General features: G+C 61.7%; 13 protein-coding genes. 10 read left to right on the forward strand and 3 right to left on the reverse strand.

Going from position 1 to position 14,383, the window contains the following annotated elements; all coding sequences use genetic code 11:
- Nucleotides 1-85: 85 nt before the first annotated feature.
- Complete coding sequence (gene ftsH / locus D3878_RS04500) at nucleotides 86-2,092, reverse strand: ATP-dependent zinc metalloprotease FtsH (protein ID WP_119787698.1); 2,007 nt, start codon at nucleotides 2,090-2,092, stop codon at nucleotides 86-88.
- A gap of 233 nt (nucleotides 2,093-2,325) precedes the next feature.
- On the opposite strand from ftsH, the gene D3878_RS04505 reads away from it, so the two are divergent.
- Both D3878_RS04505 and D3878_RS04510 read left to right on the forward strand, forming a co-directional pair.
- Nucleotides 2,326-3,462, forward strand: a complete 1,137-nt coding sequence (locus D3878_RS04505; RefSeq protein ID WP_233556228.1) for a glycosyltransferase — start codon at nucleotides 2,326-2,328, stop codon at nucleotides 3,460-3,462.
- Entirely contained in the window at nucleotides 3,449-4,243 is a 795-nt protein-coding gene (locus D3878_RS04510) for a DUF2334 domain-containing protein (RefSeq protein ID WP_119784392.1), read from the forward strand. The genes D3878_RS04505 and D3878_RS04510 overlap by 14 nt, the downstream gene beginning before the upstream one ends.
- On the opposite strand, the gene D3878_RS04515 is transcribed toward D3878_RS04510, so the two are convergent.
- The gene (locus tag D3878_RS04515) at nucleotides 4,244-5,593 is read right to left on the reverse strand and encodes an MFS transporter (protein ID WP_199688081.1); all 1,350 of its coding nucleotides are present in this window, start codon (nucleotides 5,591-5,593) and stop codon (nucleotides 4,244-4,246) included.
- 151 nt (nucleotides 5,594-5,744) lie between these two features.
- Between D3878_RS04515 and cyoA the strand changes: the two genes are divergently transcribed.
- The 8 genes from cyoA to D3878_RS04555 all read left to right on the forward strand — a co-directional run bounded on the left by cyoA (nucleotide 5,745) and on the right by D3878_RS04555 (nucleotide 13,366).
- Nucleotides 5,745-6,749, forward strand: a complete 1,005-nt coding sequence (gene cyoA, locus D3878_RS04520; RefSeq protein WP_119784394.1) for a ubiquinol oxidase subunit II — start codon at nucleotides 5,745-5,747, stop codon at nucleotides 6,747-6,749.
- A gap of 2 nt (nucleotides 6,750-6,751) precedes the next feature.
- On the forward strand, nucleotides 6,752-8,758 hold the full coding sequence (gene cyoB / locus D3878_RS04525) for a cytochrome o ubiquinol oxidase subunit I (protein WP_119784395.1): 2,007 nt from the start codon (nucleotides 6,752-6,754) through the stop codon (nucleotides 8,756-8,758).
- Nucleotides 8,751-9,386 carry a cytochrome o ubiquinol oxidase subunit III gene (gene cyoC, locus D3878_RS04530; RefSeq protein ID WP_119784396.1) on the forward strand — a complete coding sequence of 212 codons (636 nt, stop codon included), beginning with the start codon at nucleotides 8,751-8,753 and terminating at the stop codon, nucleotides 9,384-9,386. Before cyoB ends, cyoC begins: the two co-directional genes overlap by 8 nt.
- Nucleotides 9,383-9,802, forward strand: a complete 420-nt coding sequence (cyoD, locus tag D3878_RS04535; protein ID WP_119784397.1) for a cytochrome o ubiquinol oxidase subunit IV — start codon at nucleotides 9,383-9,385, stop codon at nucleotides 9,800-9,802. The genes cyoC and cyoD overlap by 4 nt, the downstream gene beginning before the upstream one ends.
- Nucleotides 9,799-10,695 (forward strand): SURF1 family protein, encoded by an 897-nt coding sequence (locus D3878_RS04540; protein ID WP_119784398.1) that lies wholly within the window; start codon nucleotides 9,799-9,801, stop codon nucleotides 10,693-10,695. Before cyoD ends, D3878_RS04540 begins: the two co-directional genes overlap by 4 nt.
- Nucleotides 10,679-12,028, forward strand: coding sequence for an ATP-binding protein (locus tag D3878_RS04545; RefSeq protein WP_119784399.1), 1,350 nt, complete (start codon nucleotides 10,679-10,681; stop codon nucleotides 12,026-12,028). Before D3878_RS04540 ends, D3878_RS04545 begins: the two co-directional genes overlap by 17 nt.
- On the forward strand, nucleotides 12,018-12,554 hold the full coding sequence (locus D3878_RS04550; protein ID WP_119784400.1) for a response regulator transcription factor: 537 nt from the start codon (nucleotides 12,018-12,020) through the stop codon (nucleotides 12,552-12,554). Before D3878_RS04545 ends, D3878_RS04550 begins: the two co-directional genes overlap by 11 nt.
- A gap of 65 nt (nucleotides 12,555-12,619) precedes the next feature.
- On the forward strand, nucleotides 12,620-13,366 hold the full coding sequence (locus tag D3878_RS04555) for an intradiol ring-cleavage dioxygenase (protein ID WP_158592176.1): 747 nt from the start codon (nucleotides 12,620-12,622) through the stop codon (nucleotides 13,364-13,366).
- A 104-nt stretch (nucleotides 13,367-13,470) separates the two neighbouring features.
- Here the strand turns inward: D3878_RS04555 and D3878_RS04560 are convergent, their stop codons facing one another.
- The gene (locus D3878_RS04560; RefSeq protein ID WP_119784402.1) at nucleotides 13,471-14,382 is read right to left on the reverse strand and encodes a LysR family transcriptional regulator; all 912 of its coding nucleotides are present in this window, start codon (nucleotides 14,380-14,382) and stop codon (nucleotides 13,471-13,473) included.
- Between the last annotated feature and the right edge of the window lies 1 nt (nucleotide 14,383).

The following is a 14,383-nucleotide window of genomic DNA, read 5'->3' on the forward strand; positions in this document are numbered from 1 at the left end:
GAACATGGCTGTGTTGTATGGACGCCACCGACGCACTGTTTTATCAGCACGAGTTCGCTGATCCGCATCCGCGTCAGGCGCGCGGCTAAGCGGGCGGCGCGCGCAAGGGCAGCGGGCGCGATTCCAAAGGCGGTGCCGGCGGCAAGCCGGTGGCCGCGAGAATTTCCTGCTCATCCAGTGTTTCCCGCGCCAGCAGGGCCGCGACCAGGCTGTCGAGTTGCGCGCGATGCTGTTCAAGCAGCCGCCGTGCCTGCGCATGGCATTCGCCGATAATCCGTTGTACTTCGTCATCGATGCGGCGCGCGGTTTCTTCGCTGAAGCCGCGCGCGCCGCCGAATTCGGTGCCCAGATAAAGGTTCTGTTGCGGCGCCAGTTGCACCATGCCGAGCGCATCGCTCATACCCCAGCGCGTCACCATGTTGCGCGCCAGGTGCGTGGCCTGCTCGATATCGCTTTCGGCGCCGGTGGTCTTGCTGCCATAGACGATTTCCTCGGCGGCGCGACCGCCCAGCATACCGATGATCCTGGCGCGCAGGTAGGCCTCGGGATAATTGTAGCGGTCGGTTTGCGGGCGCTGGTACGTCACGCCGAGGGACTGCCCGCGCGGCACGATGGTGACGCGGTTGACTGGATCGGCGCCTGGCACCAGCAGGCCGAGGATGGCGTGCCCGCTTTCATGGTAGGCGATGCGTTCACGGTCGGCGTCGCTGAGCAGCAGCGGGCGTTCGGGGCCGAGCACGATCTTTTCCAGGGCATCCATGAAATCCTTCAGCCGCACTTCATTCTGTTCGCGCCGCGCCGCCAGCAGCGCGGCTTCGTTCACCAGGTTCTTCAGGTCGGCGCCGGACAGCCCCGGCGTGCTGGCGGCCAACTCGGCCAGGCTGGCGTCTGCGGCCAGCGGCACCTTGCGCGTATGGACCTTGAGGATCGCTTCGCGGCCGGTCTTGTCGGGCAGGTTCAGCACCACGCGCCGGTCGAAGCGCCCGGGCCGCAGCAGCGCCTTGTCGAGCACATCGGGCTGGTTGGTCGCCGCCAGGACGATGATGCCTTCGCGGCTGGAAAAGCCGTCCATCTCGGTCAGGATCTGGTTCAGGGTCTGCTCCTGTTCGCTGGAACCGCCCAGCACTACCTGGCCGCGGGCGCGGCCGATGGTGTCGATTTCGTCGATGAAGATGATCGCCGGGGCGTTTTCGCGCGCCTGCTTGAACAGATCGCGCACGCGGGCGGCGCCGACGCCGACGATCATCTCGACGAATTCGGCGGCGCTCATCGAAAAGAACGGCACCCCGGCTTCGCCGGCGACCGCCTTGGCCAGCAGCGTCTTGCCGGTGCCTGGCGCGCCGACCAGCAGTACACCTTTGGGCGCGGTGCCGCCCAGGCGAGTGTATTTGGCGGGATTGCGCAGGAAGTCGACGATTTCGATCAACTCGTCCTCGGCTTCGTCGATGCCGGCGACATCATCGAAAGTCACGCGGGCATTGCTTTCCTGGTCATAGCGGCGCGCCTTGCTCTTGCCGATGCCGAACATGCCGCCGCCGATGCCGCCGCCTTGTTGCGTCGCGCGCCGGTACAGCCAGACATAGAAAGCAATCAGCAAGATGGCCGGGCCAAAACCGAACAGCAGGGTGGCCCAGGCGCTGCCCGCCTGGATCGGTACCGCGCTGATCTCGACTTTGTTATCGATCAAAAACGCTTCCAGTTCGGGCCCGACAAATTGCGGCAGCGTGGTGGTGAAGGTCTGTGCGCTGCGCGGCTTTGGCAGCGCGTGCTCACGCGTCGCGGCTTGCTGGTCTTGCGGCGTCGGCCAGGTGACCGGCGCCGTGAAGCGGCCCTCGATGCCGGCGCCCTGGCTGAAAATCGCGGTGACATTGCCCTTTGCCACTTCCGCCTTGAACACGGTATAGGGAATGGTCAGCGGCTCATCTTGCACCGGGAACAGGAAACGCATCAGCAGGTAATTGGCCAGCAGCACGCCAAGGAAGACCAGCCAGGTCTTGCGCGGCAAGACGTCTTGCCAGTTGTCGCCACCCGACGGCGGTCGGCTTCCCGGTGGGGAACCCGGTTTGCTGCTGTTCTGCTTCTGCCAGTCCATGCTGTCTCCCGATCCGGATGCTTGCGCGATGCGCTGCGCGGTCGATAGTGGAAACAATAGTCTACTGCCAATTTCTCCATGTCAGGATGAGCGCAAAAATATTCCCATCAGCCATGGCATTGCGTATCTGCAAATAGGGGCGAGGCAAATCGTCAATATTGTCAATTTGATGAAGCTCAAGCCATTTTTTCAGGTCATACGCTAGTGTGGGACAAGCAAACCTTACTCTGCCAATGCATATCGTCGATATCACGATGTTCTACGCCGCCGAAGGCGGGGGCGTCAGTTCCTATCTGAATGCGAAAGCGCGTTGGCTCGCCCGTCGCAGCCGTATTCGGCACACCATTGTCAGCCCGAGCATTCGTGGCGACGGCGGCAATCCGGATGTCGTGCAAATTCCCGGAATCACGTTTCCCGGCATTGACGGTTACCGGATGCCGCGATCGATTGGCGCGACATGCCGCATCCTGCAAGACCTGCAACCGGATCTGATCGAGGTAGGCGATGCCGGTCCATGCGCCTGGGCCGCGTTGCGGATGAAGCGCCGGCAGCAGATTCCGGTGGTGGCTTTCTACCATTCCGACTTGCCCGCCTTGATTGGACGCCAGTTCGGCAAGCTGGGGCAGCAGGGCGCCATAAAATATCTGCAATATATCTATCGGCAATGCGACCTGGTACTGGCGCCAAGCCACATGATGGTGCAGCAGCTTGCAGCCATGGGGCTGCCGGCAGCGGTGCACCAGCCGCTGGGGGTCGATACCTGGATGTTTTGTCCGCAGCGGCGCGATGCCACCCTGCGTGCGCAATTGCGCTTGCCGGCGAATACACGCCTGCTGGTCTATGCCGGACGATTCACACCCGAGAAAAAGTTGCATTTCCTGATTGAAGCTGTTCGCAAACTGGGGAAAGCCTATCATCTGGTGCTGATTGGCAGCGGTGAAGAGCTGCCGCGCTGCCGCCAGACCACCTTCATTCCCTTCGTGCGCGATACGCGCCTGCTTGCCGAGTTGCTTGCCAGTTGTGACGTCCTGGTGCACCCGGGCGATTGCGAAACCTTCGGGCTCATCATCCTGGAAGCCATGGCCTGTGGCTTGCCGGTGGTCGGCACCACCGGCGGCGGCGTCGGTGAACTGGTTGATGAGCAAACCGGCGTGCTGGTGGCCCCCAACAGCGCTGCCAGCCTGTGCGAAGGCATCGAAGCGATTTTTCAGCGGGATCTGGCACGGCTGGGGGCGAATGCGCGCCGCAAGGCCACCAGCGAGTATGACTGGGACCGGATCATGCCGCAGCTGTTGCACCGCTACGCAGGCTTGCTTGCCACGCATCAGAGGGCAGAACTGGAAGCCGGGATTGCGTATGTCGCCAAATAGCGGGAAATCGCTGTGCGTCTCCATCCATGATGTCGCGCCCCAAACCTGGCCGGATTGCCTGCGTTTGCTGCAGGCGCTGCGGGCGGTCGCGGACATTCCGCTGACGTTCCTGGTCGTTCCGCAGTATCACGGATGCCAGGTACGTTCAGACATTTACGAGAACATGCTGGGCGAACTTCTGGCGCAGGGGCACGAGCTGGCCTTGCACGGCTACACGCATCTCGATACCGGTCCTGCTCCAACATGCACGGGCCTGGTCAAGCGCTTCATGCGGACGGTCTATACGCAGCACGAAGGCGAGTTTGCCGCCATCGATGCCGCCGAGGCAGGGCGCCGAATCGAACTTGGCCTGGCCTGGTTCCGGCAGCGCAACTGGCCAGTCAAGGGCTTTGTCGCGCCGGCATGGCTGCTGGGTGAGGGCGCCTGGGCGGCGCTGCAGGATTTTCCGTTTGAGTACACCACCACCATGGGCCGTTTTTATCTTTTGCCGCAACGGCAATCCTTGCTGTCGCCCAGCCTGCTCTACACGGCGCGCAATGCCGCCGGCAGGCTGGTGTCGCCGCACTGGGCCGATCTGCAGGCGCATTGTCTGCAAATGTCACCGCTGGCGCGGCTGAGCCTGCATCCGCGCGATGCAGCTTACCCGGCACTGGTGCGCCATTTCCAGCATTTGGTCGAAAAACTGCTGGCAACGCGCGAGCCGCTCACCAAGGCGTCGTTTGCACAGCGGTGGCGGACGCGACAGGAAAATGCCTTGCCAGGCTATAGCTGCCTTCGTTAATTAATCTCGGATCTCCAGGGCGCGATTCAGGCTCAGGGCGAGCAGCGACCCGGCGGCGCCCGAGAGCAGGTAGAGGCTGACAGAAGCCAGGCCGAAATGCGCGGACAGGCCAAGCGCCACCAGGGGGGCGAAGCCGGCGCCGACCAACCAGGCCAGGTCGGAGGTCAGGGCCGCTCCGGTATAGCGGTACTTCGCCGCGAAGTTGGAGGAGACGGCCCCGGATGCCTGACCATAGGACAATCCGAGCAAGGCAAACCCGAGCAGGATGAAAATGTCCTGGCCGATATCGCCGCCGTCCATCAGCATCGGCACAAGTGCGCTGAAGAGGGCAATCAGGCAGGCAAGGATCCCCAGCGTGGTGCGGCGGCCGAAACGATCGGCAATCAGGCCGGAGGCGACGATGCCGACTGCCGCCAGCACCGCGCCGGCCATCTGGAGCAGCAGGAAACCGCTGACCGAACGGCTCGAATACAAGGCGATCCACGATAGCGGGAACACCGTCACCAGGTGGAACAGCGCATAGCTCGCCAGCGCCGCCAGCGCGCCGATGAGCAGGTTGCGCCCCTGCGAGCGGGTCATTTCGATGACATCGGTCGGCTGCAGCTCGCGCTCTTCGAGCAGGCGGGCGTATTCATTGGTGGAGATCAGGCGCAAGCGTGCAAACAGCGCCACCACATTGATGGCAAACGCCGCGTAGAAAGGATAGCGCCAGCCCCAGGCCAGAAAATCCGCATCGGAAAGATTGGCCAGCAGGTAAGCGAACAGCCCGCCGGCGACGATGAAACCCACCGGCGCGCCCAACTGGCCAAGCATCGCGTACCAGCCGCGCCGGTGTTGCGGAGCGTTGAGCATCAGCAGCGAGGGCAGGCCGTCCCACGAACCACCGAGCGCCACGCCCTGGCCGATGCGCAACAGCGACAGCATGACGATCGCGGCGAAACCCAGCTCCGCATAACTCGGCAGGAATGCGATGCCCGCCGTGGAAGCGCCGAGCAGGAGGAGGGCCCCCGTCAGTTTGGCCTCGCGGCCGAAGCGGCGCTGGATGGCCATGAAGGCCACCGTGCCGAAGGGCCTTGCGATAAAGGCAAAGGCGAACACCAGGAAGGCATACAGCGTGCCTTCGAGTCGTTGTTCGAACGGAAAGAAAACCGATGGGAACACCAGCACCGAAGCGATGGCATACACAAAAAAATCAAAGTATTCGGAAGCGCGGCCAATAATGACGCCGACGGCGATATCGCCGGGTGCGACCCCGGCGGGATCATCTGACCTGCTGTGCAGTTCGTCCAGGGTAGAACGCTGCAAAAGATTGGCGGCCATCCCACCGCCATGTGTAGTTGTGCCGGACATGGTCCTGTCTCCTAATTTGCTGTGTTTATTTTATGAATACGCCAAGCCCATTATGAATGGATTGCAAGGGTGGGACAAAATGTCCAATCGCAAGTGCGTATTGCAAACAGTAAAGTAGCAAGATTCTTGATTTATATCATTCTTTTTTTGCATGCTACCGTCAAATTCCCGTCGCGGACTCTTACTCCTTCCCCTTGCGTTGCTGGCTGGCTGCGATACGGTTCTTCTGAATCCCGCCGGCGATGTCGCCAACCAGCAAGGCCAACTCATCCTGATTGCGACCGGGCTGATGTTGCTGATTGTCGTGCCGGTGATCTTTTTTACCCTGCTGTTCGCCTGGCGGTACCGTAAAGGCAGTGCCAGGGCCGAAGCCGATTACGATCCTGACTGGGACCATTCGACCAAGCTGGAACTGCTCATCTGGGGCGTGCCGCTGCTGCTGATCATTATCCTCGGCATGATCACCTGGATCAGCACCCACAAGCTGGACCCGTACCGTCCGCTGGATCGCCTCGACGCCAACCGGCCGATTCCGGCCGACGTCAAGCCGCTGGAAGTCCAGGTGGTGTCGCTGGACTGGAAGTGGCTGTTCATCTATCCGGAGCTGGGCGTGGCGACCGTCAATGAACTGGTCACGCCGGTGGACGTGCCGATTCGCTTCAAGCTGACCTCGTCGACCGTGATGAACACCTTCTATGTGCCCGACCTGGCAGGCATGATCTACACCATGGCGGGCATGGAAACCCAGCTTAACGCGGTCATCAACAAGGTCGGCGCTTACGACGGCTTTTCCGCCCACTACAGCGGCGCCGGCTTCTCGCAGATGCGCTTCAAGTACCACGGCGTGAGCCAGGGCGATTTCGACGCCTGGGTCGCGAAAACCAAGGCGACCGGCGGCACGCTGGACCGCAGCGCTTACCTGGCACTGGAGCCACCCTCCAGCGCCGAGCCGGTGCGCCGCTTCGGCGACGTTGCGCCGGGCCTGTTCCATACGATCGTCAACCGTTGCGTGGCGCCTGACACCGTCTGCCTCGACAAGATGATGGCCGACGACGCCATGCGCATCCGCACTGCGCTGCAACAGAAGGCGCAGCAGCCAGGCGCGCCAGCCCCGCAACAAGAGAACGTCTCGTCCTCCCATTCCCATCACGAGTAACCATGCAAGCTCATACTGAAATGACGACGTCGCCCATTTTCGGGCGCCTGAGCTGGGATTCAGTTCCCTTTCACGACCCGATCATCCTGGCCACCTTTGCCATGGTCGCCCTGGGCGGCCTGGCTGTCCTTGCCGCGTTGACGAAATTCCGCCTGTGGGGCCCCTTGTGGCGCGACTGGATCACCAGCATCGACCACAAGAAGATCGGCATCATGTACATCATCCTCGGTATCGTGATGCTGCTGCGCGGCTTTGCCGACGGCATCATGATGCGCGCCCAGCAGATGCTTGCCGTGGGCGAGTCGGCCGGCTACCTGCCGCCGCACCACTATGACCAGATCTTCACCGCGCACGGCGTGATCATGATCTTCTTCGTCGCCATGCCGCTGGTCACCGGCCTGATGAACTACATCATCCCGCTGCAGATCGGCGCGCGCGACGTCGCGTTCCCGTTCCTTAACAACTTCAGCTTCTGGATGACTGCCATGGGCGCGGCACTGGTGATGCTGTCGCTGTTCGTCGGTGAATTCGCCACCACCGGCTGGCTGGCCTTTCCGCCGCTGTCGGGCATCCTGGCAAGCCCGGGCGTGGGGGTGGATTACTACATCTGGGCATTGCAGGTCGCCGGTGTAGGGACGACGCTATCGGGCATCAACCTGATCGCCACCATCGTCAAGATGCGCGCGCCGGGCATGACCTGGATGCGCATGCCGGTGTTTACCTGGACGTCGCTGTGCACCAACGTGCTGATCGTCGCTTCTTTCCCGGTGCTGACCGCCGTGCTCGGCCTGCTGTCGCTCGACCGCATCTTCGACACCAACTTCTTCACCAATGATCTGGGCGGCAACGCCATGATGTACGTGAACCTGATCTGGATCTGGGGCCACCCCGAAGTGTATATCCTGATCCTGCCGGCGTTCGGCGTCTTCTCGGAAATCGTCGCCACCTTCTGCGGCAAGCGCCTGTTCGGCTACGCCTCGATGGTGTACGCGACCGCGGCCATCATGATCCTGTCCTACCTGGTCTGGCTGCACCACTTCTTCACCATGGGCTCCGGCGCCAGCGTGAATTCCTTCTTCGGCATCACCACGATGATCATCTCGATCCCGACGGGCGCCAAGATCTTCAACTGGCTGTTTACCATGTACAAGGGCCGCATCCGCTTCGAATTGCCGATGTTGTGGACCATCGCCTTCATGGTCACCTTCACGGTCGGCGGCATGACGGGCGTGCTGCTGGCGGTGCCGGCGGCCGACTTCGTGCTGCACAACAGCCTGTTCCTGATCGCCCACTTTCACAACGTGATCATCGGCGGCGTGGTGTTTGGCATGTTTGCCGGCATCAACTACTGGTTCCCCAAAGCCTTCGGCTACAAGCTCGATGAATTCTGGGGCAAGTGCTCGTTCTGGTGCTGGGTGATCGGCTTCTACCTCGCCTTCATGCCGCTGTACGTGCTCGGCCTGATGGGCGCGACCCGCCGCCTGAACCAGATCGAGGATCCGGCCATGCAGATCTGGCTCAATATCGCCTTCTTCGGCGCCGTCCTGATCGCCCTGGGCATCGCCGCCATGCTGATGCAGTTCTATGTCAGCTTCCGGAACCGCCATGCCCTGCGCGACGTTAGCGGCGATCCGTGGAACGGCCGTACCCTGGAATGGGCGACCTCGTCGCCGCCGCCGGACTACAACTTCGCCTTCACGCCGGTGGTGCATGACCGCGATGCCTTTACCGACATGAAGCGCAACGGCTACCGCCGTCCGCTGGCCGACTTCCTGCCGATCCACATGCCGAAGAACACCTCGGCCGGCTTCATCATCGCAGCGCTTTCCGCGGTGTTCGGCTTCGCCATGATCTGGCACATCTGGTGGCTGGCCGCTGCAAGCTTTGCCGTAATGGTGGTTGGCATCATCCTCCATACCTTCAATTACAAACGCGACTTTTACATTCCGGCCGAGGAAGTGACTTCGACCGAAAACGCCCGCACCCGTCTGTTGGAAAGCCATGTCTGAAATCACTGCAACTAATGCCGGCGCCGTGAGCGCTGATACAAGCGCGCGCTACCACGTGCGCGAACACCACCCGGAAAACGGCACGAACCTGGGGTTCTGGATGTACCTGATGAGCGACTGCCTCATCTTCGCCTGCCTGTTCGCGACCTATGCCGTGCTGGGCCGCAGCTACGCCGGCGGGCCGTCGGGCGCCGAACTGTTCGATCTGAAGCTGATTGCGATCAACACGTCGTTCCTGCTGCTGTCGTCGATCACCTATGGCTTTGCCATGCTGGAATCGCAGCGCAAGCGCGTCGGCAGCACACTGCTGTGGCTGGGCATTACCGGCGTATTCGGCCTGGCCTTCCTGGGACTGGAACTGTATGAGTTCTCGCACCTGATCCACCAGGGCGCCGGACCGCAGCGCAGCGCCTTCCTCAGCGCGTTCTTCGCGCTGGTCGGCACCCACGGCCTGCACGTGTTCTTCGGCATCATCTGGCTGGTGACCCTGATGTTCCAGATCAAGAAGCACGGCCTGATCCCGGAAAACCGCCGCCGCATGGCTTGCCTGTCCATGTTCTGGCACTTCCTGGACGTGATCTGGATCGGTGTCTTTACCTTCGTCTACCTGATGGGAGTCCTGCCATGAGCGACCTTCACCACAAGCATTCCCACACCGACGGTCACGGCCACCATGACCACCATGGCCATGACGATCATGCCGCGCACGGCAGCCTGAAAGAGTATGTGATAGGCTTTGTGCTGTCGGTGATTCTGACGGCAATTCCGTTCTGGCTAGTCATGGGCAACGTGTTCGAGAACACGGCTACGACAGGCTATGTCGTCATGGGCTTTGCCGCCGTACAAGTTCTGGTTCACATGGTCTATTTCCTGCACATGAACTTCCGTTCCGAGGGCGGCTGGTCGATGATGGCGCTGATCTTCACCGTGCTCATCCTGGTCATCGTCCTGGCCGGTTCGCTGTGGGTCATGCATCACATGAATCACAACATGATGCCGGGCATGTCGCCTGGCGGCGCGCACCAGATGCACAACATGGAATGACAAAGCCTGCAGGGCAGGGTGGCGCTTCCTCCGGGGAAGCCACCCCACGTTCTCATTCACTCGCCGCGCTCGTGACGCTTGCCGTCTGCGCGGCGCTTGCGTTTACGGGCTTTGTCGCGCTGGGCACCTGGCAGGTGCAGCGGCTGCAATGGAAGACTGCGCTCATCGAACGGGTCGAGCAGCGCATCCATGCAGATCCTGTCGCCGCGCCCGGCCCGCAACGCTGGCCACAGATGACGGCCTTATCCGACGAATACCGGCGCGTCAGCATCACCGGCAGCTTTCTGCACGAGTTGACCACCCTGGTCCAGGCCTCGACGACACTGGGGGCCGGCTACTGGGTCATGACGCCCCTGCGCAGCGCCGATGGCAGCAGCGCCGATGGCAGCATCGTGCTGATCAACCGCGGCTTTATTCCGGCCGGCCCGGCCGGGCGCATCGCAGCGCCGGCAGCCGCCACGAATGCCGCGCCGGCCGCACAGGCCGCGCCGGCCGTGACCGTGACGGGCTTGCTGCGCATGAGCCAGCCCGGCGGCGGATTTCTGCGCCAAAACGATCCGCTCAATAAGCGCTGGTATTCCCGTGACGTTGAAGCAATTGCAACGGCGAGCAAACTTTCCCGGGTTGCGCCATACTTCGTGGATGCGGACGCGGCAAGCGCTTCCGCGCATGCAGCGCCAGGTGAAAGCGCCGCCGATCGCCCCATAGGCGGTCTGACGGTGGTTTCCTTCCCCAATAACCACCTGGTCTATGCGCTGACCTGGTATGCCTTGGCATTGATGACTGCCGCGGCCGCGTTCTGGGTGGCGCGCGAGGAGCGCCGCACGCGGCGCGCCGCTGGCGAAGCGGGACGCCGGCGCGATCAAGACAGTGAAAATGGCAGGACTGACTGACACAATCGAAAAGCGCATCGGCATGAAAGGGTGGTCGGCAATGGCCGCCGGCGTCGGCAGGACTGCCGGCCACAAGAACATGCTGCAACTGATCCACCTGCGCTGGATCGCCGTGATCGGACAGATCACGACCATCGCCGTCGTCAGCGCCGGCATGGGGATCCGTCTGCCGCTGCAGCAGATGCTGCTGGTGCTCGCCTGCCTCGTCGTCTTCAACTTCGCCAGCCAGTGGTGGTGGAACAAGGGCAGGGCGGTCACCAACCTGCATCTGTTCTTCGCGCTGCTGGTGGATGTCGCCAGCCTGACGGCGCAACTCTATTTCAGCGGCGGCACCACCAATCCCTTCGCCTCGCTTTACCTGCTCCAGGTCATCATCAGCGCAGTGCTGCTCGCAGCCTGGTCGACCTGGACAATCGTCGCCATCACCACAGCCTGCCTGCTAAGCCTGGCCGACATCGCCAAGCCGCTGCGCGAGTTGCTTGGTCCGGAACAGGACGTTGCCGAGTTGTATGTGATGGGCCTGGTGACCTGCTTCGTGATCAACGCCGCCTTGCTGGTGGTATTCATCACCCGCATTTCCAGCAACCTGCGCGCAGGCGATGCGCAACTGGCCCGCATGCGCCAGCGGGCCGCCGAAGAAGAGCATATCGTGCGCATGGGCCTGCTGGCATCGGGCGCCGCGCACGAGCTTGGTACTCCGCTGGCGACGCTGTCCGTCATCCTGGGCGACTGGCGGCGCATGCCGGCGTTCCGTGACAACAGCGAACTACAGGAGGAAATTGTGGAGATGCAGGCGCAACTGCAACGCTGCAAGTCCATCGTCAGCGGCATTCTGCTGTCCGCAGGCGAGGCGCGCGGCGAATCGTCCGTCAGGACCACCATCCGTACTTTCCTCAATGACCTGGTTACGGAATGGCGTGCCAGCAGGCCAGTGGCGACCTTTGTCTATGAAAACCACATGCCGCACGACCTCCCGGTGGTGTTCGATTCCACCCTGAAGCAGACGATCGTCAATATGCTCGACAACGCGCTCGAGGCTTCACCGAAATGGCTAGGCCTGGAAGCCAGGCTCAAGGATGATACCTTGCAACTGGAGGTAACGGATGCCGGACCAGGTTTTGCGCCGGCGATGCTGGCCGATTTCGGCAAGCCTTATCAATCCAGCAAGGGGCGTCCGGGCAGCGGCCTGGGACTGTTCCTGGCGGTGAATGTCGCGCGCACGCTCGGCGGCACGATTTCGGCACGCAATGGCGCCGATGGCGGCGCCGCCGTGGAACTGCACATCCCGCTGTCGGCGATTGCACTGGAGGAGGAAGCAAAAGATGCCGGCTGAGCGCTTGCTGCTGATTATCGAAGACGATGCCGCATTCGCGCGCACGCTCGGGCGCTCGTTCGAACGCCGCAACTATCACGTATTGCTGGCGGCGGATCTCGACAGGGCGGCTGAATTGCTTCAGGAGCATTCGCCAGGCTATGCGGTAGTCGACCTGAAATTGAACGGCAAGACTTCCGGACTGTCCTGCGTGCAAATGCTGCATGAGCATGATCCCGATATGCTGATTGTCGTGCTGACCGGCTTTGCCAGCATCAACACCGCGGTCGAAGCCATCAAGCTGGGAGCCTGCCAATACCTGGCCAAGCCGTCCAACACCGATGATATCGAAGCGGCGTTCGGCCATGTGGCCGGGACTGGCGAGGTCGAACTGACTAACCGGCCGACCTCGATCAAGACGCTGGAATGGGAACGCATCCACGAGGTGCTGGCCGAGACCGGATTCAATATTTCCGAAGCGGCGCGCCGCCTGGGCATGCATCGCCGCACGCTGGCGCGCAAGCTGGAAAAGCAGCGCGTCAAGTAATTCCGCGGCACCAATTTACCGTGCCGGAGTCAGATTGTGCATTGGCCGACATGCGGGGTAGGGCGATGAATATTGGCAATGGCAATGCGCGGTCCAAAGCCGGCAAAGCGCTGCGTTCGAAGGCACGTCGCCAGGCGCTGGGCAAGCTTGGGGCGCTGGGCGCCGCCGGTCTGTTCGGCTTCGGCACTTCCAGGGCTGCGGAAACGGACGGCAGTTGCACCGTCATTCCGGAAGAAACGCAAGGACCTTATCTATTGCGCGCCATCCTGGGAAATCCAGCCATGGTGCGTAAAGATATCCGGGAAGGCAAAGCCGGCATCCCGCTGACACTTCGGCTCAAGGTAAAGAATGTCAGCGATGGCTGCAGGCCGATCGAAAATGCCGCAGTCTATATCTGGCATTGCGACAAGGGTGGTAGTTATTCCGGCTACAGTTCCAGGGAAAACGGTAATCATGCGGATGAGACATTCCTGCGCGGAATCCAGATGACCGACAGGAATGGCGAAGTCAACTTTACGACGATTTTTCCGGGATGGTATCCGGGAAGAATCACCCATATTCATTTCCAGGTCTATCTGAACGACAATCGCGCCGTCGCAGCTACGGCAACCAGTCAGCTGGCTTTTCCGCAAAACGTGACCAGAGCGGTCTACGATACGCCACTGTATCGCGGTCGCGGACAGAATAGGACCCTCAGCGATATCAGCGAAGACGCTGTGTTCAGCGAAGGCGCCTCCCGCCAGATCGCTGCGGTTTCGGGGGATCCGACGCAAAGTCTTGCAGCGATGCTTGAGGTGGGCATTGCTGGTTAGCGGGATGACGGGCGATCCCATCTCTGCTTTTCATGTTCAGTATGGCACGCACAATCGTGATTTCCTGCGGACTCGGATAAATTCTGGATGATGGCGCATTCCTGTCATGCGAGGTTTTCCGTGGCGGAGGATGCGGCCGGCTCACGGGCCAGCGCGATGAAGGCTTGGAGATAGTCCGTTTCGAAGTCCGCTTCGCGAGCACCGAGAAAGATTTGCTTGGCAATTCCATCGGGTCCCAGACGCACTGGAACGACATCGACCTTGCTCGCGTATTCCCGCACCAGCCAGCGCGGCAAGGCGGCAACCCCGCGGCCGCTGGCCACCATCTGCATCATGATGTCCGTGGTCTCGATGGTCTTGTGGCGCTTGGGCGTCACGCCCGCAGGCAGCAGGAACTGGTTATAGATATCCAGACGGTCCTTGGCCACGGGATAGGTGATCAGCACCTCATGCGTGAGCTGCCGGGGCTCGACGTATCCGGCCCCCGCAAGCATATGGTTGCGAGCGACTGCCAGCACCTGTTCGTAGTCGAACACAGGTACAAATTTCAGTCCAGGTTTATAGAGCGGATCCGGCGTGACCAGCAAATCGATCTCATAACCGAACAGCGCGCCGATGCCGCCGAACTGGAATTTCTGTTTAACGTCCACGTCGACGTCAGGCCATGCCGCCAAGTAGGGCGACACGACCTTCAACAGCCATTGGTAACAAGGATGGCACTCCATCCCGATGCGCAGCGTGCCGCGCTCGCCTTGGGCGAACTGGCGCAGCTTGTCTTCTGCAAGGCTCAGCTGCGGCAGCACCCGATTGGCAACGGCAAGCAGATACTGCCCGGCCTGCGTCAGCCGGAGGCTGCGTCCCTCGCGCAGCCAGATGTCCGTTTCAAGTTGCTGTTCCAGCTTTTTCATAGTGTGACTCAATGCCGACTGCGTCACACACAGGACCTTGGCCGCTGCCGTCAGCGAACCCTGCTTTTCAACTTCCTGCACGATGGACAAGTGGATACGTTCTAGCATA

The sequence above is a fragment of the Noviherbaspirillum sedimenti genome, from assembly GCF_003590835.1.
In the GTDB taxonomy this organism is placed as follows: Bacteria; Pseudomonadota; Gammaproteobacteria; order Burkholderiales; family Burkholderiaceae_D; genus Paucimonas; species Paucimonas sedimenti.